Raw genomic sequence first — 21,101 nt, 5'->3', positions numbered from 1 at the left:
CGACAGCCGACCGACAAACGTACGACAGACATACGACAGCCCGCCGACACGCGGTCGGCGGGCTGTCGGAGCGATCGTGTGCGGGATCAGTGGAAGGCGTGCTCCGCCTGCGGGAACGTTCCGCCGACCACGTCCTCGGCGAAGGCCCTCGCCGCGCCGGTCATGGTCTCGTGGAGCTGCGCGTACTGCTTGACGAACTTCGGCATCTTCCCGCCGGTCAGGCCCATCATGTCGGTCCACACCAGCACCTGCGCGTCGCACTCCGCGCCCGCGCCGATGCCGACGGTCGGGATGTGCAGGGACCGGGTGACCTCCGCGGCCAGCTCGGCCGGAACGAGCTCCAGCACCACCGCGAACGCGCCCGCGTCCTGCGCCGCCTTCGCGTCGCGCAGCAGCTGGTGCGCGGCCTCGTCGCCGCGGCCCTGGACCCGGTAGCCCATGGCGTTGACGGACTGCGGGGTCAGGCCCAGGTGGGACATGACCGGGATGCCGGACTGCACGATCAGCTCGGTCTGGGCCAGCGAGCGCTCGCCGCCCTCCAGCTTCACCGCGCCGACCCCGGCCTCCTTGACGAGGCGGGTGGCGCTGCGCAGGGCCTGCACGGCGCCTTCCTGGTACGAGCCGAACGGCATGTCGCCGATGACCAGCGCACGGCTCGTGCCGCGTACGACGGCCGCCGAGAGCATGGCCATCTGGTCCATCGTCACCGGGACGGTGGAGTCGTAGCCCAGGTGGCAGTTGCCCATGGAGTCGCCGACGAGGATGACCGGGATACCGGCCTCGTCGAAGACGGACGCGGTCATCGCGTCGTATGCGGTGAGCATGGGCCACTTCTCGCCGCGTTCCTTGGCGAGGGCAAGGTCGCGGACGGTGATGCGCCGGGTGCCCGTGCCTCCGTACAAGGTGGGGGAGGCCGCGGTAGCGGGTTCGCGGGCAGGCGAAACGGCAGGCGTCATTGCAACTGCTCCTTGTGTCATCTCGAGGCGCCCTCACGGCGTCCCCGGACTCACCCCCCATGGTGACATCCGGGTGGCCGAAGGCGGAAGTGGTCCGCGGTGCGAGCCGGGCCACGGGCTCCAATGTGCGCGTTTCGTGACAAGCGGAACCCCCTGCGTACGGCCGTTCGTCCTCCCGGACGTACGACCGTGACCGGCGGTCGTGACGTACGGCACGGAAGGCTCCGGTTCATCGCCTAGGGTCAAGGGGCGGGGACGGAGCGCGAGCACGGCAGTGAGGGCAGTGGTATGGCACAGGCGTACATGACGGAGTCGGGGAACGGCGGCTCGGAACCCGAGCCCTCCGGAACCCGTCTCCGGCGCCGGCTGACCGCACTGCGCAAGGATCCGGGGATCTGGCGGCGCGGACTGGTCCTCGCCGGGATCGCCGCCCTGATCGCGCTCGTCATGATCTTCCACGCGGACCTGCCCAACGACGTGGGCAACCTCGGCAGCCTCACCGAGACCTTCCTGCCCTGGCTGGGCCTGGCCGTCCCGCTGCTGCTGGCCGGGGCCGTCTACCGCCGGTCGGCCACCGCGATCGTCGCGACCCTGCTGACGGCCGTGGTCTGGGCGAACCTCTTCGGCGGCCTGGTCACCGACAAGTCCGGATCCGGCGGCAACCTGATGGTGGCCACCCACAACGTCGACGCCGACAACCCCGAGCCCCGCGGCACCGCCGAGTCCGTCGCCCGCTCCGGCGCCGACGTCCTGGCCCTGACCGAGCTCAAGGGCAGCGCCGTACCCGTCTACGAGAAGGCCCTCGCAGCCACGTACAAGTACCACTCGGTCGAGGGCACCGTCGGCCTGTGGAGCAAGTACCCGCTGCACGCCAGCGCGCCCGTCGACATCCGGATGGGCTGGACCCGGGCCATGCGCGCCACCGTCGCCACCCCGCACGGCGAGGTCGCCGCCTTCGTCGCGCACCTGCCCTCGGTCCGGGTCAAGATGAACGCCGGCTTCACCGCCAACCAGCGCGACGACAGCGCCGACGCGCTGGGCGCCGCGCTCGCCGCCGAACCGCTGAAGAAGGTCATCCTGCTCGGAGACCTCAACGGCACCATGAACGACCGCGCCCTGTCCGAGGTGACCTCGCAGATGCGCTCCACCCAGGGCGCGGCGGGCGACGGCTTCGGCTTCAGCTGGCCGGCGCAGTTCCCGATGGCCCGCATCGACCAGATCATGGTCCGCGGGATCAAGCCGGAGGCCTCCTGGACCCTGCCACGGACCGGCAGCGACCACCTGCCCGTCGCTGCCCGGGTCACCGTCAGGTCCTGACGGCCGGGGCGGGTTACGCCCGCTCGCGCCAGCCGTTCGTGATGGGCAGCCGGCGGTCCTTGCCGAAGCCCTTCGCGGAGATCTTCGTCCCCGGCGGGTACTGGCGCCGCTTGTACTCCGCCGTGTCCACCATCCGCAGCGTCCTGGCCACCAGCTCCGGGTCGAAACCGGCCGCCACGATCGCGTCCATGCCCTGGTCGCGGTCCACGTACATGGCCAGGATCGCGTCCAGCACCGGATAGTCCGGCAGGGAGTCCGTGTCCACCTGGCCCGGGCGCAGCTCGGCGCTCGGCGGCTTCACGATCGAGTTCTCGGGGATCGGCGGGACCTCGCCGCGCTCGGCGGCCGCCCGGTTGCGGTACTGCGCCAGCCGGAAGACGTCCGACTTGTACACGTCCTTGATCGGCCCGTACGCACCCACCGAGTCGCCGTACAGGGTGGAGTAGCCCACGGCCAGCTCGGACTTGTTGCCCGGGGCCAGCACGATGTGGCCCTCCTGGTTGGACAGGGCCATCAGCATGGTGCCGCGCAGCCGGGACTGCAGGTTCTCCTCGGCCAGGCCGGTCAGGCCCAGCGCGCCCATGTAGGCGTCGAACATCGGCTCGACGGAGACGGTCCGGAAGTTCAGACCGGTGCGTTCGGCCAGGTCGGCGGCGTCGCTGCGGGAGTGGTCCGAGGAGTACTTCGAGGGCATCGAGACGCCGTACACGTTCTGCGCGCCGATCGCGTCGCAGGCGACGGCGGCGACGAGCGCGGAGTCGATGCCGCCGGAGAGCCCGATCAGGACGGAGCGGAAACCGTTCTTCCTGACGTAGGCGCGCAGGCCCACGACCAGCGCGTCGTAGACCTCCTCGTCGTCGTCGAGCCGGTCGGCGTAACCGCCGGTGACGACCGGGTCGTACGGCTCCACGGGCTCTTCGGAGAGGATTACGCGCTCGATGCGCAGTCCGTCGTCCACCACGCCCTCGGGCGCGTCGGCGCGGGCCGCGGGCAGGTCGAGGTCGACCAGGACGCAGCCCTCGGAAAACTGCGGGGCGCGGGCGATGACCTCCCCGTCGGCGCCGACGACGATCGAGTCGCCGTCGAAGACCAGCTCGTCCTGGCCGCCGATCATCGCCAGGTAGGCGAGGGTGCAGCCGGCCTCCTGGGCCCGCTTGCGGACCAGTTTGAGGCGCTGGTCGTCCTTGTTCCGCTCGTACGGGGACGCGTTCACGGAGATCAGCAGCCCGGCCCCGGCGGACCGGGTGGCCGGCACCCGGCCGCCCTCCTGCCAGAGGTCCTCGCAGATGGCCAGGGCCACGTCGACGCCGCCCACCCGGATCACCGGCTGGGTGTCGCCCGGCACGAAGTACCGGAACTCGTCGAAGACGCCGTAGTTGGGGAGGTGGTGCTTGGCGAAGCGCAGCACGACCCGCCCGCGGTGCAGCACGGCGGCCGCGTTCTCGGGGGAGCCGGCCGGGCGGCCCAGCCGGGGCGTGGCCCGCTCGGTGCGGTCGAGGTAGCCGACGACGACCGGCAGCTCGCCGAGGCCCTCGGCGGCCAGCCGCTCGGCGAGCTCGCGCAGCGCGGTACGGGAGGCCTCCACGAAGGAGCCGCGCAGGGCGAGGTCCTCGACGGGGTACCCGGTCAGCATCATCTCCGGGAACGCCACCAGGTGGGCGCCCTGCTCGGCGGAGTGCCGGGTCCAGTGGACGACCGAGTCGGCGTTGGCGGCGATGTCGCCGACGTGCGAGTCGATCTGATTCAGAGCGAGTCGAAGTTGAGGCACGGGGCCCAGTGTAATCGTCTTTCTGACGCGATGTCCTGGGCCCCGCTTGCTTCCGGCTGTTTTCCAGCTGTTTCCGGCGGTGGTGACGCTCCGTCAGCCGATGGGTCCGGCGTACTTGATGTCGTCGAGCATCGTCCCCGCGGAGATGTCCGCGGTGACGCTCTTGGTCCCCTCGGGGACCTCGAAGGCCACGACCCCGCTGGCGGATTCGCCCGGCAGGATGGAGCCGCGGATCAGCTTCGGTACATTGCCCGAGCTGTCGTAGACGGTGTCCGCGGTCATGCCCTTGTCGTCGCGGACGTTGGGCATGGCGTAGATCACCTCGTGCGGGGAGGTCGAGCCGTTGGTGATGGTGACGGTGATCTGGATCGCGTTCTCGATCCGCTCGCGGGCGACGATGCCCTTCGGCTCGTACTTCTTCGGCGCGGAGAGGCTCACCTTGACGCCGTTCGGGTAGGTGAAGGTCTCGCCGAACGGCAGCGCGCTGGTCAGGCCGGGGACCTGGGACGGCGACGGGGACTTGGACGGCCAGGGCTCACCGCTGGGTTCGAGCCCCTCCAGGTCGTGCCCCCAGTCCTCGTCCTCGATCTGCTGGTCGAGGCGGTCGGAGGCCCGGTCGACGACCATGGCGGTGAGGAAGAAGCCGCCGACCGAGGCGAGCATGCCGGCCACGCCGAGAACGGTGCCGACGACGGCCATCGGCTTGTGCGGGGCGCCCTTGTTGGCGCGGACGATACCGCCGATGCCGAGGCCCACACCGACGGCGGCGGTCACGCCGCCGGCCCAGAAGAGGAACGGGATGATGGCGAGGAGGATGCCGAAGCCGCTGACGACGAGGGCGGCGATGGCGAGGCCGTTGCCGGGCGGGGCGGCCTGCGGGTAGGCGCCGTACGGGGCCCCTGCGCCGGTGTAGCCGGGGGCGGGCGCGCCCCACACGTCGGCGGGGACGCCGGGGGCGCCGAAGTCCGGGGCCGGGGCCGCGGGAGCGGGGGTGGGCGACGGCGGGGCGAAGGGCGACGGGGCCGGGGTGGCCGCGGCGGGGGCTGCGGGGGGCTCGGGTGCTGGTGCTGCGGGTGCCTCAGGAGCCGCAGCGTCCGCAGGAGCCTCGGGAGCCGCTGCGTCGTCCTCGGGGGTCCCGGGGGCCACGGCGCTGTCGGAAGTCACGGGCGTCGCGGGGGACTCGGACGTCGCGGAAGCCTCGGAGGCCACGGGGGTCTGCTCCGGGACGACCGGGGTCTTCTCCAGCGAGAGCGGCTGAGCGGGCGCCGGTATGGAGTCTGTCTCGGGTATCGGCGTGCCCTCCGGCTCGGTCGGCGGACCGGCGGGGGCGCTGGGCGGGTTCGGCGGGGTGCTCATACCGGCGGGGTCGTCCTTCTTTCGCGACAGTCGTGATCACGGCAAGGGTGCCATGCCCGCGACCGGGCCCCGCCCGAATTCCCGCGCGGCCCCCCGGCGCCGGGGGGCCGCGCGGGAGGCGCCTACAGCTGGTAGCCGAGCACCGTCATCATCCCGGACTCCGAGTGATAGACGTTGTGGCAGTGCGTCATCCACAGCCCGGGGTTGTCCGCGTCGAAGTCCACCGTCAGCCTGCGGCCGGGCAGGAGGATCGCGGTGTCCTTGCGCGCCCCGCCCGGCTGCTCGCCCAGCGCGAAGGTGTGCCCGTGCAGGTGCAACGGGTGCCACATCGGTGTCGCGTTGGCGAAGACGAGCCGGACCCGTTCGCCCGCCTTCACCGGATGCCGCTGGTCGGGGGTGTACGGCTTGCCGTCGAAGGCCCAGTTGTAGTTCTGCATGGAGCCGGTCAGCCGGATCTGCACCGTACGGTCCGGATCGCGCGGGGCGAGTGCGGCCGACCCGGCGGCCTTGAGCGCGTCGGCCATCAGCGCAGGCGCGTCCAGCTCTGCCGGCCGGGTCGCGGCCGTGGGCGCCGCCCCCGACCCGGTGCGCAGCACCGCGAGTGCCGAACCCTCCTTGCCCTCGGCCAGCGCGGTGAGCGGGAACACCCCGTCCTTGGCGGTGACCACGACGTCGTACCGCTCGCCCATGCCCAGCAGCAGCGAGGCGGTGGTGGTGTGCTCCACCGGGTAGCCGTCGGTGTGGGTGACCGTCAGTTCGTGGCCGCCGAGGGCGATGCGGAACGCGGTGTCCCCGCCGGCGTTGATGATGCGCAGTCGGATCCGGTCCCCGGGGCGGGCGGTGAGGACCGACGGGTCGTCCGGCACCCGCCCGTTGATCAGGTAGTGCGCGTAGACCACGTCGCCCGCGTCCCCGCCGAGGTAGTCGCTGCGGCCGCCCATGGCGACGTAGGGGCGCTGCTTGCCGCCGCCGGGGGAGGGCGCGGCGGCCGAGGGGGTCTGCCCGTGGGCCGCGTGGGCTCCGTCGTGGCCGCTCATGCCCTTGCGGAGCTCGGCGAGGACGGCGTCCGGGGTGGCGCCGTCCACCCCGTCGATCCAGTCGTCCAGGACCACCACCCACTCCTTGTCGTAGGAGAGGGGCTCCTTCGGGTCCTCGATGATGAGCGGGGCGTACAGACCGCGGTCCTGCTGGACCCCGGTGTGCGGGTGGAACCAGTAGGTCCCCGGGTGGGGGACGGCGAACCGGTACGGGAAGGATCCGCCGGGGGCGATGTCCCGCTGGGTCAGCCCCGGCACCCCGTCCATGTCGTTGCGCAGGGCGAGGCCGTGCCAGTGCAAGGAGGTGGCCTCGGGGAGGTTGTTGGCCAGGGTGAGGGCGAGCGTGCCGCCCGCGGTGGCCCGGACCTCCTGGCCCGGGAGCCTGTCCCCGTACGCCCAGGAGCGGACGGTGACCCCGGCGCCGAGGTCGAGCGGGGTGGCGGTGGCGGTCACCTTGACCTCGGTGACGGGTCCGGTGGCCTTGCGGGCGGCCTCGGCGGCCCGCACCTCGGGCCCGGCCGGGTCGACGTACCCCTCGGGCACGTCGGCGGCGGAACCGCCGTGGTTCATCGAGCCGTGGCCGGAGCCGGTGCCTCCGGAGCTGTCGGAAGGGCCGGAGCAGGCGGAGAGCAGCCCGGAGCCGAGGACGGCGGCAGCGGAGGCGCCGAGCACGGCGCGACGCGTGGGAAGAGAGCGCATGGAAGCACCTCGTGGGTGTGGTGTTACGGACGCATGGGCACGATTCGGCGCCGCCCCCGGGACCGCGCGGGCCTGCGCGGACATGCACAGGGCCTGCGCGGACATGCACAGGCGTGCGCGCGGGCATGCCTGTGCACGCGCGCGGGCGTGCGGGGAGGGCGGCGCGGTCGTGTCCTCCGAATCGGGCCGCCAGGCACCATCCGAAGGACACGAAGCGGTCGGGCCTAGATCCGCAGGACCGCCAGCCGGGTGAGGAGCTCGCGGGGGGCGGGCGGGTCCGGGCCACCACCGGACCGGCCCGGTATGCGGGCCGCGCCCCCGAGCGGCGCGGCTGCGCGGGATCCGGACCGGCCGGTGCCGATGAGCACCACGACGAGCCCCGTGAGCACGGCGAGGCAGACCGACATGGGGTCCATCTCGGTCGCGGGCACGGTGTGACCCCACGAGGAGAACGTGGGGGCGGGCGCGTCGACGGCAGGGGCCGCGGTGTGGCGAGTGCCACCGTGCCCGGCCGGGGCAGCCGGCCCCGCCGAGGCAACGGAGTGGGCCGGGGACACGTCCTCCATGGCGTGGGACTCAGTCGGATGGCCCAGGGTGTGCATGGTGACGATGCCCAGCAACAGCGCGGCGAGCAGCAGCAACCGGACCCCCGGGGCGGCTCGCCGAGCACTGCGCGTCATGAAGGGAACCCTACCCGGGGTGGGTATCCGTTCGGAGGACCGACCCCGGGTCTGCTTAGGATTAGTCACACTATGTCCCGACACGGACTTTCCCCGCGGACCGCCTGGCCGGTCGCCACCCTGATCGGCCTCGCCGCGGCCGCCTACACCGCGTGGGTGCTCGAAGTCGTCCTCTCCACGGGCCTCAACCCCATCGAGACCTACGTCAGCGAGCTCGCCGCCCAGGACCAGCCGCTCGGCGGCCTGTTCCGGGCCACCGACTTCACCGCCGGGCTGCTGGCCTTCTCCGGTGGACTCCTGGCGCTCTTCCGGCTGCTGAAGCGCGCCGAGTCCCGCCGCCCCTGGGCCGTCATCGGCTGGGCCGGGGTCACGCTCTTCGGCGCGGCCACCGCCGCCGACGCCTGGCTGCCGCTGAGCTGCACCCCCACCGTGGACCCCGTGTGCGCCGCCCGGGAGACCGCCGGGCTGGTCCCCGCCACCCATCAGGCCCACGCCGTCAGCAGCGGCCTCGCCATGACCGGGGCCCTCGTCGGCCTCGTCGCCCTCACGGTGGCCGCCCGCCGCTACGGCTGGTTCGCCCCGCTCGCCCGCTACGGTCCCGCGATCGTCGTGCTCGAACTGCTCGCCACCGTCTGGACCCTGACCGCGATCGCCCTGTTCACCGCCGGGCGCGGGACCTGGGCCCTCGGCGCCGGCCAGCGGCTCCAGGTGCTGCTGGTGGCGATCTGGCTGGGCGTGCTCGCCCACTCCGTCCACAAGGAGGGCCGTACGTGAGCCCGTGCACGAGCCCGTACGCGGACCCGGGCACGGGGCCGTACGCGAGCGGCGCCGGCCGGTTCGTCCGCGTCGACGGGGTGCCGCTGCACGTCCTCGTCGAGGGCCGGGGGCCCGTGTGCGTGCTCAGTGCCGGGCTGGCCATGGCCTGGTTCGACTGGGACCCGGTCGTCGCACCGCTCGTCGCCGCGGGCCGCACCGTCGTCCGCTTCGACCGCCCCGGCCACGGCCTCAGCGGCCCCGCCACCGAGCCGCCCACCACGGCCGGGGAGGCCCACCGGATCGCCGGCCTGCTGGACGCGCTGGGGCAGGCGGGGGAGCGAGGGCAGCCGGGGCTGCCGGGGCTCGCCGGGCTCGCCGGGCCCGACGCCTCACGGGTCACCGTGGTCGGGCACTCCATCGCCGGGTTCCACGCCGAGGCCTTCGCCCGCCTGTACCCCGAGCGCACCGCCGCGCTGGTCCTGGTCGACGGCAGCGTCGAGGAGGCCCCCCGTACGGCCGTACCCGTCGCGCTGCGCATCGCCGCCGCCCGGGCCCTCGGCCGGGCCGTGAGCGCCGTCGGGCTGCCGGCCGCGCTGGGGCCACTGGCCCGGCGCGCCACCGTACGGGCCTCCCGCACCGGCGGCTCCGACCCGGCCGCACTGGAACTCGTACGCCGCTGCTACCGCACCGGCCGCGTCTGGCGCGGCGCGCTGCTGGAAAACTCCCGCTACCCGGACATGGCCGCCGAACTGCAGGCCCTGCGCGCCGTGCACCCGCTGGCCGCCCCCACCACCGTCCTCGCCGGTCACGACGGCTCGGCCGGCCGCGGGGCCCTGCACTGGCTCTCCCGGCAGGCGGACCTCGCCGACCTGCTCGGCGCCCGCTTCGAGGTCGCCGAGCCCGCCGGACACCTGGTCATGCTGGACCGCCCGGACGAGGTGGTCCGGGCGGTCCTGGAAACGGCCGAGCGGGGTCAGGCCCGCGCGTAGACCTTCTCCACGAAGGTCGCCATCTGGTCGTCGGAGAGGTGCTGGGCGAGGTCGGCCTCGCTGATCATGCCCACCAGCTTCTTGTTCCGGATCACCGGCAGGCGGCGGATCTGGTGGCTCTGCATCTCGTCCAGCACGTCGGTGACGTCCGCACCCGCGTCGATCCAGCGCGGGGTGCCCTGGGCCATGTCACCACAGGTGATCTTCGCCGGGTCGTGGCCCTTGGCCACGCAGTTCACGACGATGTCGCGGTCGGTGAGGATGCCGCACAGCCGCTCCTCGGCATCGCTGATGGGCAGGGCGCCCACATTGAGCCGGGCCATCAGCTGGGCCGCCCGGTCGAGGGTCTCGGTGGCGGGAATCCACTGGGCCCCGGGGTGCATGATGTCTGCGGCGGTGGTCATCGCTGAACCTCCTGAGCACGCCTTGGGACACCGGGCGCGGACGCGTCCGGCGGGGCGTCCCCACACGGGCCTCGGACGGGTTCCGCCACGGATTCCGACACGGCTTTCCGCGACGGCTTCCCTTCCGGTACGGGTCCCCCGCACGGCGGAGTACGCCCGTACGGGTGAGAGGGCGCCTCCCACCACCGTACGGGCGTGTCCCGTCACCCGCGCGGCGCAGCTCCGCGCTGCTTCAGCATGTCCGCCATCAGGGTGAGCTCCGAGCGTTGGGCGTCGACCATGCCCTGGGCCAGCGCCTTCTCGACCGGGGTCTCGCACTGCTGCGCACAGCCCTCGGCCATCGCGACGCCGCCCTTGTGGTGGTCGGTCATCAGCTGGAGGAAGAGCACCTCCGCGTCCCGGCCCGAGGCGGCGCCCAACCGGTCCAGCTCCTCCCTGGTGGCCATCCCCGGCATCAGCGCGCCGGACCCGGCGCCCGCCTCGTGGGCCCCGTGGCCGCCGTGGCCGCCCGAGGCCCCCATCCAGGACATCGGCGGCTCGTCGGCCACCACCTTCGGCAGCCCCCACAGGTCCAGCCAGCCGAGCAGCATGCCCCGCTGGTTGGCCTGGGTGTTGGCGATGTCGTAGGCCAGGGTGCGCACCGCCTCGTCCTGGGTGCGGTCCCGCACGATGAAGGACATCTCCACCGCCTGCTGGTGATGCACCGCCATGTCCCGGGCGAAGCCGGCGTCCGGCGACCGGAGCCCCGGCGTACGGGGCTCCGTGCGGGACGGCGTACCGGATCCGGTGGATCCGCCGCCGCCGTTCGCGGCGGCGACCGTGGCCGCCGCCGCGAAGAGCAGGGCCAGCAGTACGGCCGTGCCCGCGACCCAGTACGTACGGGGAACGGGACGGCCCGGGCGGCCCGGACGGACCGGGCGGCTCACTTGCCGGCCAGCCCGCTCGCGCAGGCCGCGCCCGGCTCCGGGGTCTGCTCGCCCTGCACGTACTTGGTGAAGAACTGCGTCACCCGGGGGTCGTCCGCGCTGTCCACGGTCAGCTGCTTGCCCCACGCGCTGAGCATGATCGAGCCGGTCTGCTCCTTGACCGGGCTCATCAGCGTGTAGGGGGTCTTGCCGACGGTCGCGGCGAGCTTGTCCACGTCGGCCTTGGGAGCCTTCTCGTTGTACGTCACCCAGACCGCGCCGTGCTCCAGCGAGTGCACGGCGTTCACCTCCGGCACCGGGTTCTTGTAGACGTCACCGTTGCAGTTCATCCAGCGGGGGTGGTGGTCACCGCCGATCGGCGGGTTCATCTCGTACTTCACCGGGGTCTCGACGTGGTTGCGGCCGAGCTTCTTCACGTCCCAGAGCTGCTCGCCCTCGACCGGCTTCTTGCGGATCTCCTCGGCCTCCTTGCGGATCTTCTCCGCAGCGGCCTGCTTGCGCTCCTCGGCCTGCTTCTGGTCGATCAGCACCCAGGTGCCGAAGCCGACCAGGCCGACGACGATGGCCGACGCGGCCGTGATCGCGATGGCCTTGTTGCGCCGCTCCCGGATCTTTTCGGCGCGGCGCATCTCGGCTATGCGCGCCTGCCGGGAGTTCGGGTCGGTGTTCTGGTTGGTCCTGCCGGACTTGCTGGCCATGTGCCCTGGTTCCTCCTGCTGAGGGGGGTGGATGAAAGCGAAACCAAACCGGACCTGTCAGGTCCGCAGCACCTGGAGGGCATGCAGGTCGGGGGCGCGAGCCGGTGGGCCCGCCGTCCGGATCCGCCCCGGCGCGGCCAGGGTCGCGGTGGACGGCAGCCCGCCGCCCGCGACGGTCACGGCGGGCGGCGGAACGGGCAACACGCCCGGGGTGACGCGCGCGAGGGGCGAACACCCGGGCAGGTCGTACGGAGACACGCAGACGACCTGCGCCGCCGAACCGTGCCCCTGCGCCACCAACCGGTCACCGACCGGCGGCGGCGGTACGTGCGACTCGCCCGAACGCGCGCACAGCAGCAGCGCGCCGGCCAGTACCCCGAAGACCGTCAGCAGGACGGCACGGCGAAGTCCGGGACGTCCGCGACGCCCCGCCTGCGTGTACTGCCGGCCCCCCATGGGCGCAGATGGTAATGCTCATGACGGGCCCCAGGTCAGTGCGGGGGTGCCGCGAGCTTTACAGGGTGCGTAATGTGGCGGAAACCACGGCTGGCGATACTGGGCGCGCCCGACTGTGCCCCGACTGTCGAGGCGGTGGTGCACAGGCCGTCTGAACTGCGAGGATGAAGGCATGGACAAGCAGCAGGAATTCGTCCTCCGGACGCTTGAGGAGCGCGACATCCGCTTCGTGCGCCTGTGGTTCACCGACGTACTGGGCTTCCTGAAGTCCGTCGCGGTCGCCCCCGCGGAGCTGGAGCAGGCCTTCGACGAGGGCATCGGTTTCGACGGCTCCGCGATCGAGGGCTTCGCGCGGGTCTACGAGTCCGACATGATCGCCAAGCCGGACCCGAGCACGTTCCAGATACTGCCGTGGCGCGCGGAGGCCCCCGGGACCGCCCGGATGTTCTGCGACATCCTGATGCCGGACGGCTCGCCGTCCTTCGCGGACCCGCGGTACGTCCTCAAGCGCATCCTGGCCAAGACCTCCGACCTGGGCTTCACCTTCTACACCCACCCGGAGATCGAGTTCTTCCTGCTGAAGGACAAGCCGCTGGACGGCACCCGCCCGGTCCCGGCCGACAACTCCGGCTACTTCGACCACACTCCACAGAACGTGGGCATGGACTTCCGCCGCCAGGCGATCACCATGCTCGAATCGATGGGCATCTCGGTGGAGTTCAGCCACCACGAGGGCGCCCCCGGCCAGCAGGAGATCGACCTCCGCTACGCCGACGCGCTCTCCACGGCGGACAACATCATGACGTTCCGCCTGGTGATGAAGCAGGTGGCCCTGGAACAGGGCGTGCAGGCCACCTTCATGCCGAAGCCCTTCTCGGAGTACCCGGGCTCGGGCATGCACACCCACCTCTCCCTCTTCGAGGGCGACCGCAACGCCTTCTACGAGTCGGGCGCCGAGTACCAGCTCTCCAAGGTCGGCCGCTCCTTCATCGCGGGCCTGCTGAAGCACGCGGCGGAGACGGCTGCGGTCACCAACCAGTGGGTCAACTCGTACAAGCGCATCTGGGGCGGCTCCTCCCGCAGCGCCGGCGCGGGCGGCGAGGCCCCGTCGTACATCTGCTGGGGCCACAACAACCGCTCGGCCCTGATCCGGGTCCCGATGTACAAGCCGGGCAAGACGGGCTCCTCGCGCGTCGAGGTCCGCTCGATCGACTCGGGCGCCAACCCGTACCTCACGTACGCGGTCCTCCTGGCGGCCGGCCTCAAGGGCATCGAGGAGGGCTACGAACTCCCGGCGGGCGCCGACGACGACGTCTGGGCCCTCTCCGACGCCGAACGCCGCGCGATGGGCATCGAACCCCTCCCGCAGAACCTCGGCGAGGCCATCGCGCTGATGGAACGCAGCGAACTGGTCGCCGAAACCCTCGGCGAACACGTCTTCGACTTCTTCCTGCGCAACAAGAAGCAGGAGTGGGAGGAATACCGCTCGGAGGTCACGGCCTTCGAACTCCGCAAGAACCTCCCGGTGCTCTAAGGGCAGGTCAGAGCCCCTTTGGGGCGTGTATGGCATTCCGGGCCGGTGGTCACTGACCACCGGCCCGGAGCCGTTTCACCGGCCGTGGAGGTGTGTGTGGGTCCGGTGCGTGAAGCCGGGGTCACCGTGCCCCAGGTACGTGCTGGTTGGACGTGGCGGAACTCCAACCAGCACATTTGCCGAGACTGCACGGGGCTTCCGGAGCCGTTTGCTGCTCAGTCGGTGGTGGGGGGCGAAAGCACCGTGGATGTGACGGCGTGATCCATGCAGGCAGCCCACCAGCTGTCGCCGCGGGTGCCGCTGACCAGCACGCTCCACACGGCGGGGCGGGAGCAGGGGGCCGCCCAGGTGCACTCGCCCCGTGCGGAAGCGGTGCCGACCCTGTGGTTGTCCGCCGCCCATGTGCACTTCTCTCGGAGTTCCATGGTGGACATTGAAGCGGAGGTGAATGCAGCCTCGGCGGCGAACAAGTCGATCCACCCGGGTCGTCGGACCTCGTTGTTTCAGGACGGCAGGCCGATTCGTTCCGACCATTTTTCGTGCCGCCAGGCGAGAGCCTCGCGGTGGGGCTTGCGTGCGAGGTTTCGTAGGTGCGGCGTCGTGATGTGCAGGTCGGCGATCGTCGGTCCGCCGGGGCGCGTCACGACTTCCAGTGTGTCGGGGTGGATGGCGAACAGATGCGCGTCGAAGGCGCGGTGGAGGCCGGCGCTGAGGGGGAGCCCGTTCCGGGGATCGTCCGAGCCGTCCTCGGGCACGGGGCGGAGGTGGGCCGCCTCGATCATCTGTGGCACCGCGATGCCCGTCAGCGGGCAGCGGGGTCCGTATCGATGGAAGACCCGCAGCTTGAACCGGGCTTGGTCGGGGCGGTCCTGGACGTTCCGGTAGCGGCGACGGCTACGGTTGCCGGACAGCTGAAACGTTTCCTCATCGGATTCGTCGTGGTGGAGGACGGTCCGGGGTGCCTCCTCGCCGTACGTGATGAGGAACTGCTCGCTGCGGTCCTCCCACCCCTCCACCCAAGCCAGCCGGACGGCCCGTACCGGCGAACTCGGGGTCGGCTTGGCGATGACGAAGACGGGGAGTTTCAGGTCGGCGGCTGTTTTGGTCGCGGCGATCTCCGATGCGTCACGGCCGGGCTGCCGGTCGGTGTTCGGGTAGTGGTACAGGACCGAGTGCTCCCCGAGGTCATCCGGGTAGTGGGCGCCCGAGTGCAGCACCCCCACGGTGATTCCACCCCCGTGAAGGAGCGACGTGCGTGCGGAATCGACCCAGATTCCTTGACCGCCGCCGTAGGCCCCGAAGTCCCTCAACGCCTTGGGAGGCAACTTCCCCAGGTCGTAGGAGGCTTTCAGGTGCGACCAGATCGCCAGGCGCCACGTCAGCTCCCCGTCCACCGTTGCCGGGAGGCTGTCGACGATGGAGAAGCCGAGCTGCTCCAACAGTCGGTTGCTGTGCAACTGCCCGCCGCTGATGATGCGGTCGGCGCGCGGCCCGTGCTGATGGCGGTACGCGACGTTCGCAATGGCCTTGGCATCGAAGAGAGCTCCGTCGAACTGCAAGAAGTAGCGGCTCGCTTCGCCGAATCCGTGGTCCTCCAGGAAGGTGGAGCGCCCGCTGTCGCGGTACTCCTTGAGCGCCTTCATCACGGATTCCGAGTCGGACAGGATTGGACTGGTCACAGGTCCCCCACATGTCAGCAGCACTGCTACGTAACATACGACATGGCACTGACAGTCGGTTGTGGGACAAAAGGCGGGCGGTCGTCCGAGGGGCCGGCTATGTTCGCGGCATGACGACTCTCGACCTCGTTCCGGGCATGATCACGACGCGTTCGGAGCTCGTGGAGGCCTTCGGCGGTTCGGTCTACAGCGGTGGGATCGTCCCGGCCAACAAGTCCGACATGGTGTTCGTCTACTCCGACCCGGCGGTCGGGGAGAAGTTCGGGTACACCTTCGACGGCCAGGCCGAGGACGACGAATTCGGAACCCTGTACCTCTACACCGGCGCCGGAGGAAAGGGCGACCAGGAGCTCGCCCGCGGGAACAAGACGTTGCTCGAAACGGCGACGAACGGGCAGGAAGTGCACCTGTTCGTCGCCGACAGCAGGGTGCCCGGCAAGAAGGAAGTCCGGCAGCGCTACGTCGGGCAGGTGGTCCTCGATCCGATCGAGCCCTACGAGGTGCGGTGGAGCCCGGTCGGTGACGGCACTTCGCGTCGCATCATCGTGTTCAGGCTGAGGCCCGCCGAGGGCGCGGAGTTGTTGTTGCTGGAGCAGGACGCCATGAAGCCTGCTGCTCAGACCACGGTGATCGAGCTGTCCCTGGAGCAGAAGCTCGCGAAGTTGCCCGCCCAGTTCGGGACGAAGGGCAAGAAGACCGAACAGCACAGCACGCCGGAGACGACCGCCAACATCACCGTCGGCACCCGCAAGGTACGCCGTCGTGAGGGCCAACTCGTCAAGGCCTTCGAGTCCTACCTGGAAGAAGCCGGTCACTCCTTCAAGAGCTTCCAGATCACCATCGAGGGGGAGCCGGGCGCGCTGACGCCCGACGTCTACGACGAGACCGACCACGTGCTCTACGAGGCCAAGGGACAGACCACCCGCGACAACGTACGGATGGCGATCGGGCAGCTGGCGGACTACCGCCGGCACCTCCACGATGTCGAAAAGCTCCGCGTCGCGGTGCTCCTGCCCAGCGAGCCGACCCCTGACGTGAAGGACCTGCTCGCCGCCCAGAGGATCGCCCTGGTCTACCGGACCGAGGACGGCTTCGACGGTTTCCCGATACCCACCCTCACCAGCTAGCTGTGGTGTCTCGGGACCTTGGTTACGCGAAGCCCTCGAAGGTGAGCTGCTGCGGGATGTCCGCGAGTGGTTCGGGCGGCTGGTCGAAGACGATTCGGTAGTTGCTCCCGGCGGTCCGGCTGATGGGCGGTCGGCCGCCGAGCGCGGCGTGCGGCCGCTCGTGGTTGTAGTAGTTCACGAACTCCGCGAGTGCGACGCGGCGTTCACGCTCGGTTGTGTAGTCGCGGACGTACGCCCACTCGCGGGAGAGCGTCCCGTTATACCTCTCCACCTTCCCGTTCGTGCGCGGTGTGTACGGCCTGGTCCGCTTGTGCTTCGTACCGGTCGCGGCGAGCGCGTCAGCCCAGGTCGTAGACCGGTAACACGCACCGTTGTCGGTGAGGCAGCGGCGGATCGGTGTGATGCCGTGGGCGTCGAAGAAGGCAACGGCCCGGTGCCAGAAGGCGACCGCGGTGATGGCCTTCTCATCGTCCAGGGCCTCGGTATAGGCGAGCCGGGAGTGGCGGGATGCGCCCGAGTTTCTTGACGTCGACGTGGACCAGGTCGCCGACCCGGTCGTGCTCGTAGCGGATGACCTCGCGCAACTGCTCGCCGGTCGGTGGGTCGAGGTCCCGGAGCCGGTTGAGTCCTCGCCTTACCAGGATGCGGTGGACGGTCGCGGGCGCGAGTGTGACGTCGTGCAGCCGCTGTAGGTCGGCGGCGAGCCGGGCTGGCCCGTGCTTGGTCTGCCGCCGCAGCGCCTCCACCAGGTCGGCGATGTCATCGGGGGTGCGGGCGGGGCTGGTGGCGGGGCGGGAGGAGTGGTCGAGTAGTCCGTTCTCGCCGTGCGCGCGCCAGCGGGCGTACCACTTGGCCAGGCAGCGGCGGGAGATTCCTGCTTCCGCAGCCACGTGCGCGATCGGACGTCCGGCATCGACTTGCAGGCACAAGCGCAGACGTCCTTCAGGGGTCAGCGGTGCGTTCCGATGTCCCCTGCTGGTGGCGCTCCTGGACTCGGCGGCCGCGTTCACCGGGAGCCCTGGGATCTCAGGGCTCCCGCGTGAGCGGCTGTGCGTGGCGTCAGCGCGCAAACTTTTCGATGGCCGCCGGGGTGACGGGGGTGAAGAAGTTGACGAGGTTGCCGTCGGGGTCACGGAAGAGCAGCGACCGGTTGCCCCAGGGCATCGTGGTGGGCTCGGTGACGAAGTCGGTGACGAAGCCGGTCAGGTTCTGGTGAACGCGGTCCACGTCGTCGACGAGGAACTCGGTGATCACGCTGTGGTTGTCCGCCGGGCGGGCAGAGCCCGGGGCGAACAGCGGGACGGTGCGGGAGCCGGCGATCGCGAGGGTGGCGCCCGCGGTGTTGAGTTCGGCGAAGTCTTCGGTGGCCCACGTCGCCCGCGCCCCTGTGGCCCGCTCATAGAACTCGACGAGGCGCGCTACGTCGCTGGTGATGATGCGGATCGAGACGAACTCCATGGGGATCTCCTTGGCTGTGCTGGAGGCGTGCACGTCGCAGGCTAGGAGAAATAGTGGACAGAATCGGTCCTGTATTCGCATTAGGTTGTGCACATGCCCCGACCCACTGCCCGCGTGCTGACACTCCTGGAGCTGCTGCAGTCGGGCGGCACCCGGACGGTGGCCGAACTAGCCCACCGGCTCGGCGTCGAAGGGCGCACCGTGCGCCGGTATGTGGACCAGCTGATCGACCTGGATGTGCCCGTGGAATCGGTGCGCGGCCGCTACGGCGGGTACCGGCTCGCTCCCGGGTACCGCTTGCCTCCGCTCATGCTCAGCGACGACGAGGCGCTGGCCGTGCTGCTCGGCCTGGTCGCCGGCCGCCGAGCAGGGCTGACGACGACGGAGCACACGGCAAGCGAGACGGCATCGGCGAAGATCCGGCGGGTGCTGCCCAAGCACATCGCCCGTCGGCTCGACACACTTCTGGAGGCTCTCGCCTTCACGGATCAGCTCGGCGAGTTCGACACCCCGGACGCTGGGGTCCTGCTCACCATCGCCGATGCGGTGCGCCACCGCCGACCGGTCTCGATCCGCTACACCGACCGCGACGGACGGCGCAGCGAACGCACGCTGCACGCGTACGGGATCGTCGCCCATGCGGGCCGGTGGTACGTCACGGGCAAGGACACCCAGATCGGCGAGGACCGAACCTTCCGGCTCGATCGCATCGCAGACGCGCGGACCCTGCCCGGCTCATTCGAAGCGCCCGTGGGTCCCGGTCCGGCACAGCGCGTGTTGTCAGCGTTCGCCACGGCCGAGTACCGGCATGAGGTGACCTTGCGGATCCACGGGACAGTTGAGCAGATCCGCGCCCACCTTCCCGCCAGCGTCGCGAGCCTGGAGGAGCACGAGCCCGCGGCAGGCCAGGACCGGGCGACCGAGCGCTGGCTGCGCGTCGAGCTGCGGGCGGAGCGGCTCGACTGGTTGCCTCCAGTACTCGCCTCACTCGACCGGCCGTTCGTCATCGAGCGCCCCCATGAACTGCGCGACCTCGTCACCGCGCTCGCCGATCGCCTTGCGTCCTACGCCCGCCAAACCTACCGCGAGGAACCAATGTCATGAGATGGCACAGCTAGCCGCGCTCGGCACGGCACTGCCGAGCGCCTCGCGGGTCAGTGGACCGCGCGGTGCCAGGTGGGGTGGGTGGGGGGTTTGGGGGTGGTTGTGGTGTGGAGTTCGGCGTCCAGGCCCAGGACGGCCGTGGTCGTGGTGCCCGAGGTTTCGAGGACGGCCGACGGGGCGCCCGCGAAGTGCATGCGGGATTCCGCCCAGGCCGGGGGGCCGCCGAGGCCCGTGGTGCTGATCGTGCCGCTGTCCGCGCGGCCCACCATCAGGCGGCCCGCCGCGCCCACCGCGCCGTAGCCCGCGCGGCCGCCCGCCTCCGTGACGCTGGAGACCTGGGGCCGGGCCGTCGGGGCCGCCGTGACCAGGGCCGTGCGGACGACCCCCGAGTCGGGGCGGCGGAAGAAGAGGCGGACGCCCGCGCCGTCCGGGGAGGCCGACAGGGGGACCGTGGTGGCGGGCAGGCCCGTCGGGGCCGGGCCGAGCAGCGGGGCGTCCGGGGTGCGCTGGGTCCACGCCAGGACGGACGTGGTCGTCGTGGCGTAGACGTGGCGCCGCCCGGCCGCGTCGACCGCCGTCACCGGATCGCTCTGCAGGTCCTCGCCGCCGAGGCGGTCCCACACGGAGAAGCTGCCGTCCGGCCGCTGGGTGCTCGCGCGCAGGGTGCGGCGCGAGTCGCGGAGGTAGACGGTGAGGCGGCCCGCCGCGTCCACGGCCGCCGCGGGGGCGCTGATCGCGGAGGTGCCCTCGTCGTCGCTCCGCTCCGGGGTGCCGAGCGACTGCCACGGGCCGAACGGGCCGTCGGGCGCGGACTGGACGGCGTACACGACCTCGCGCCGGTACTCGGCGGGCGCGGAGCCGAGGGTGGTGCGGGTGGCGAGGACACCGACGCGGCCGTCGGGGAAGCGGGCCGCCGTGGCTCCCGGGTCGATGCCCGTGCCGGGGAGGAGGGCCGGGCCCGCCCACTCGCCGCCGGGGCTGCGCGTCCAGTACGCGCTCCGGCCGTCCAGCGTGGCGAAGGCCCACAGGCGTCCGGGCGTTCCCTCCGTCATCCAGGAGGTGTTGTCGGCGCGGGAGTAGCGCAGTGACTGGGCCCAGTTGCGCCCGGTCGGGTTCCCCGCGACCTTGCGGTCGCCGCATCCCGACGGGCTGCCGCAGTAGTCCTGGCGGTCCTGCCAGGCGTAGGTCCGCAGGAAGCCGGTCTTCGTCTCGGCGGTCTGCGGGTCCAGCGAGTGCGGGAGGGTGCTGTTGTGGTAGCCGAGGTAGCTCTGGACCGAGAAGTGCGGGCGGTTGCGGACCCGCTCGGCGTAGGCGGCGGTGGCGGCCTGCACGAAGCGGGCGCCGTACATGTGGTCCTGGTGGTCGGTGTAACGGCCGGTGCCGTTCTCGCCGTACCGGTTCGGCGTCGGGTCCTGCATCCGTATCGTCGTCGGCCGGTACCGCTCCAGGACCCCGGCTATCGCCTGGACGAGCTGGTCCTTCGTGTACGTGAACGGCTGCTTGACCGGTGTGCCGGAGGTCAGCTGGGCCTCCAGCGCGGGTATCCGGCCGTTCCACAGGCCGCGCAGGCTCTCGGGGGTGTCCCCGCCGGTGCTGCGTGCCTCCCGGAGCATCAACCACACCAGGTTGACCTGCGGCTTCGCTATGAGGACGTCGAGCTCGGCCCGGCCGCCCCCGGCGGTGGCGATGACCGTACGCTTCCACGGGCTGGTGCGGTCCCCGGTGGCCATCTGGGCGTACGCCGACCGGATGCCGTTCTGCCGCGCCTCCGCGTAGTGCGCGTGATCGGCGGGCTGCTCGGGGTCGTTGACGCCGGCGCCGTGGGCCTCGTTGCGGCCGTCGGACTCGCCGGAGGTGAGGTACGCGGTGGTGACCTGGGTGCCGGACAGCAGGGAACGGCTGAGGTCCGGGTTCATGAAGAACAGGTCGTCGTCGGGGTGGGCGACGATCTGGACGACCGACCCGGCGGTGACGCTCGCGGGGAGGGCCGCGGCCGGGTTCTTCTCCTGGGTGCCTTCGGCGGCGGTCTGCTGGCCGGTGGCCACGGAGAGCACGCCGGTGGCGCCGGCTGTCAGCACGGTGAGCAGGGCCGCGAAGCGGCGACGGGTCACGGGCAACGGCATCGGGTCACGCCTTGGTTCGTTCCGGGCGGGAGAA

19 protein-coding genes and 1 pseudogene are annotated in these 21,101 nt (G+C 71.4%); 6 read left to right on the top strand and 14 right to left on the bottom strand.

The genetic code is table 11. The features are described 5' to 3' along the window. Positions 1 to 86 precede the first annotated feature (86 nt). Positions 87 to 956, bottom strand: coding sequence for a 3-methyl-2-oxobutanoate hydroxymethyltransferase (gene panB, locus IE257_RS01775; protein ID WP_189963799.1), 870 nt, complete (start codon positions 954 to 956; stop codon positions 87 to 89). Positions 957 to 1,244: 288 nt separating this feature from the next. Between panB and IE257_RS01770 the strand changes: the two genes are divergently transcribed. Continuing rightward, entirely contained in the window at positions 1,245 to 2,273 is a 1,029-nt protein-coding gene (locus tag IE257_RS01770) for an endonuclease/exonuclease/phosphatase family protein (RefSeq protein ID WP_189963797.1), read from the top strand. A 13-nt stretch (positions 2,274 to 2,286) separates the two neighbouring features. Here the strand turns inward: IE257_RS01770 and IE257_RS01765 are convergent, their stop codons facing one another. The 4 genes from IE257_RS01765 to IE257_RS01750 all read right to left on the bottom strand — a co-directional run bounded on the left by IE257_RS01765 (position 2,287) and on the right by IE257_RS01750 (position 7,813). Then, entirely contained in the window at positions 2,287 to 4,041 is a 1,755-nt protein-coding gene (locus tag IE257_RS01765; protein WP_189963795.1) for an NAD+ synthase, read from the bottom strand. Positions 4,042 to 4,134: 93 nt separating this feature from the next. Beyond that, complete coding sequence (locus tag IE257_RS01760) at positions 4,135 to 5,397, bottom strand: DUF4352 domain-containing protein (protein WP_189963793.1); 1,263 nt, start codon at positions 5,395 to 5,397, stop codon at positions 4,135 to 4,137. 122 nt (positions 5,398 to 5,519) lie between these two features. Next, positions 5,520 to 7,133: a multicopper oxidase family protein gene (locus tag IE257_RS01755; RefSeq protein WP_189963791.1), complete on the bottom strand. Its 1,614-nt coding sequence runs from the start codon at positions 7,131 to 7,133 to the stop codon at positions 5,520 to 5,522. Between the two features lie 224 nt (positions 7,134 to 7,357). Then, positions 7,358 to 7,813: a DUF6153 family protein gene (locus IE257_RS01750; protein WP_189963789.1), complete on the bottom strand. Its 456-nt coding sequence runs from the start codon at positions 7,811 to 7,813 to the stop codon at positions 7,358 to 7,360. A gap of 72 nt (positions 7,814 to 7,885) precedes the next feature. On the opposite strand from IE257_RS01750, the gene IE257_RS01745 reads away from it, so the two are divergent. Both IE257_RS01745 and IE257_RS01740 read left to right on the top strand, forming a co-directional pair. Beyond that, positions 7,886 to 8,587, top strand: a complete 702-nt coding sequence (locus IE257_RS01745; protein ID WP_189963787.1) for a DUF998 domain-containing protein — start codon at positions 7,886 to 7,888, stop codon at positions 8,585 to 8,587. Positions 8,588 to 8,667: 80 nt separating this feature from the next. Further along, positions 8,668 to 9,558, top strand: a complete 891-nt coding sequence (locus tag IE257_RS01740; RefSeq protein WP_229920096.1) for an alpha/beta fold hydrolase — start codon at positions 8,668 to 8,670, stop codon at positions 9,556 to 9,558. On the opposite strand, the gene IE257_RS01735 is transcribed toward IE257_RS01740, so the two are convergent. From IE257_RS01735 to IE257_RS01720, 4 genes are all read right to left on the bottom strand, one after another. Next, complete coding sequence (locus IE257_RS01735) at positions 9,543 to 9,962, bottom strand: CBS domain-containing protein (protein ID WP_189963786.1); 420 nt, start codon at positions 9,960 to 9,962, stop codon at positions 9,543 to 9,545. The two genes, IE257_RS01740 and IE257_RS01735, sit on opposite strands and share 16 nt — an antisense overlap. 203 nt (positions 9,963 to 10,165) lie before the next feature. Continuing rightward, positions 10,166 to 10,888 carry a DUF305 domain-containing protein gene (locus IE257_RS01730; RefSeq protein ID WP_229920061.1) on the bottom strand — a complete coding sequence of 241 codons (723 nt, stop codon included), beginning with the start codon at positions 10,886 to 10,888 and terminating at the stop codon, positions 10,166 to 10,168. Further along, positions 10,885 to 11,586 carry a thioredoxin-like domain-containing protein gene (locus IE257_RS01725; protein WP_189963783.1) on the bottom strand — a complete coding sequence of 234 codons (702 nt, stop codon included), beginning with the start codon at positions 11,584 to 11,586 and terminating at the stop codon, positions 10,885 to 10,887. Before IE257_RS01725 ends, IE257_RS01730 begins: the two co-directional genes overlap by 4 nt. 57 nt (positions 11,587 to 11,643) lie before the next feature. Continuing rightward, entirely contained in the window at positions 11,644 to 12,042 is a 399-nt protein-coding gene (locus IE257_RS01720) for a hypothetical protein (RefSeq protein ID WP_189963781.1), read from the bottom strand. Between the two features lie 172 nt (positions 12,043 to 12,214). Between IE257_RS01720 and glnA2 the strand changes: the two genes are divergently transcribed. Next, entirely contained in the window at positions 12,215 to 13,576 is a 1,362-nt protein-coding gene (gene glnA2, locus IE257_RS01715) for a gamma-glutamylpolyamine synthetase GlnA2 (protein ID WP_189963779.1), read from the top strand. 215 nt (positions 13,577 to 13,791) lie between these two features. Here glnA2 and IE257_RS01710 read toward each other — a convergent pair whose 3' ends face one another. Beyond that, positions 13,792 to 14,001 carry a hypothetical protein gene (locus IE257_RS01710; RefSeq protein ID WP_189963777.1) on the bottom strand — a complete coding sequence of 70 codons (210 nt, stop codon included), beginning with the start codon at positions 13,999 to 14,001 and terminating at the stop codon, positions 13,792 to 13,794. 78 nt (positions 14,002 to 14,079) lie between these two features. Then, positions 14,080 to 15,255 (bottom strand): HNH endonuclease, encoded by a 1,176-nt coding sequence (locus IE257_RS01705; protein ID WP_229920060.1) that lies wholly within the window; start codon positions 15,253 to 15,255, stop codon positions 14,080 to 14,082. Positions 15,256 to 15,365: 110 nt separating this feature from the next. Between IE257_RS01705 and IE257_RS01700 the strand changes: the two genes are divergently transcribed. Then, positions 15,366 to 16,382: an SRA domain-containing endonuclease gene (locus IE257_RS01700; protein ID WP_189963775.1), complete on the top strand. Its 1,017-nt coding sequence runs from the start codon at positions 15,366 to 15,368 to the stop codon at positions 16,380 to 16,382. Between the two features lie 22 nt (positions 16,383 to 16,404). On the opposite strand, the pseudogene IE257_RS01695 reads toward IE257_RS01700, so the two are convergent. Further along, positions 16,405 to 17,392 (bottom strand): annotated as a pseudogene (locus IE257_RS01695) (IS481 family transposase). Between the two features lie 49 nt (positions 17,393 to 17,441). After that, positions 17,442 to 17,840: a VOC family protein gene (locus IE257_RS01690; RefSeq protein ID WP_189963773.1), complete on the bottom strand. Its 399-nt coding sequence runs from the start codon at positions 17,838 to 17,840 to the stop codon at positions 17,442 to 17,444. Between the two features lie 93 nt (positions 17,841 to 17,933). Here IE257_RS01690 and IE257_RS01685 point away from each other — a divergent pair, with 93 nt between their 5' ends. Further along, a complete protein-coding gene (locus IE257_RS01685; RefSeq protein WP_189963771.1) occupies positions 17,934 to 18,944 on the top strand; it encodes a helix-turn-helix transcriptional regulator in 1,011 nt (336 codons plus the stop codon). Positions 18,945 to 18,994: 50 nt separating this feature from the next. Here the strand turns inward: IE257_RS01685 and IE257_RS01680 are convergent, their stop codons facing one another. Then, the gene (locus IE257_RS01680; protein WP_189963769.1) at positions 18,995 to 21,067 is read right to left on the bottom strand and encodes a PIG-L family deacetylase; all 2,073 of its coding nucleotides are present in this window, start codon (positions 21,065 to 21,067) and stop codon (positions 18,995 to 18,997) included. Between the last annotated feature and the right edge of the window lie 34 nt (positions 21,068 to 21,101).

It is taken from the genome of Streptomyces avidinii, assembly GCF_014650695.1.
GTDB lineage: Bacteria > Actinomycetota > Actinomycetes > Streptomycetales > Streptomycetaceae > Streptomyces > Streptomyces avidinii.
Note: the sequence above shows the minus strand (reverse complement) of the source record. Positions and strands in the feature narration are given on the sequence as shown.

Excerpts from the sequence above, each read along its gene's own strand:
- panB (WP_189963799.1), bottom strand. The coding sequence starts at position 956 with ATGACGCCTGCCGTTTCGCCTGCCCGCGAACCCGCTACCGCGGCCTCC.
- IE257_RS01770 (WP_189963797.1), top strand. The coding sequence starts at position 1,245 with ATGGCACAGGCGTACATGACGGAGTCGGGGAACGGCGGCTCGGAACCC.
- IE257_RS01760 (WP_189963793.1), bottom strand. The coding sequence starts at position 5,397 with ATGAGCACCCCGCCGAACCCGCCCAGCGCCCCCGCCGGTCCGCCGACC.
- IE257_RS01755 (WP_189963791.1), bottom strand. The coding sequence starts at position 7,133 with ATGCGCTCTCTTCCCACGCGTCGCGCCGTGCTCGGCGCCTCCGCTGCC.
- IE257_RS01750 (WP_189963789.1), bottom strand. The coding sequence starts at position 7,813 with ATGACGCGCAGTGCTCGGCGAGCCGCCCCGGGGGTCCGGTTGCTGCTG.
- IE257_RS01745 (WP_189963787.1), top strand. The coding sequence starts at position 7,886 with ATGTCCCGACACGGACTTTCCCCGCGGACCGCCTGGCCGGTCGCCACC.
- IE257_RS01735 (WP_189963786.1), bottom strand. The coding sequence starts at position 9,962 with ATGACCACCGCCGCAGACATCATGCACCCCGGGGCCCAGTGGATTCCC.
- IE257_RS01725 (WP_189963783.1), bottom strand. The coding sequence starts at position 11,586 with ATGGCCAGCAAGTCCGGCAGGACCAACCAGAACACCGACCCGAACTCC.
- IE257_RS01720 (WP_189963781.1), bottom strand. The coding sequence starts at position 12,042 with ATGGGGGGCCGGCAGTACACGCAGGCGGGGCGTCGCGGACGTCCCGGA.
- glnA2 (WP_189963779.1), top strand. The coding sequence starts at position 12,215 with ATGGACAAGCAGCAGGAATTCGTCCTCCGGACGCTTGAGGAGCGCGAC.
- IE257_RS01710 (WP_189963777.1), bottom strand. The coding sequence starts at position 14,001 with ATGGAACTCCGAGAGAAGTGCACATGGGCGGCGGACAACCACAGGGTC.
- IE257_RS01700 (WP_189963775.1), top strand. The coding sequence starts at position 15,366 with ATGACGACTCTCGACCTCGTTCCGGGCATGATCACGACGCGTTCGGAG.
- IE257_RS01690 (WP_189963773.1), bottom strand. The coding sequence starts at position 17,840 with ATGGAGTTCGTCTCGATCCGCATCATCACCAGCGACGTAGCGCGCCTC.
- IE257_RS01685 (WP_189963771.1), top strand. The coding sequence starts at position 17,934 with ATGCCCCGACCCACTGCCCGCGTGCTGACACTCCTGGAGCTGCTGCAG.
- IE257_RS01680 (WP_189963769.1), bottom strand. The coding sequence starts at position 21,067 with ATGCCGTTGCCCGTGACCCGTCGCCGCTTCGCGGCCCTGCTCACCGTG.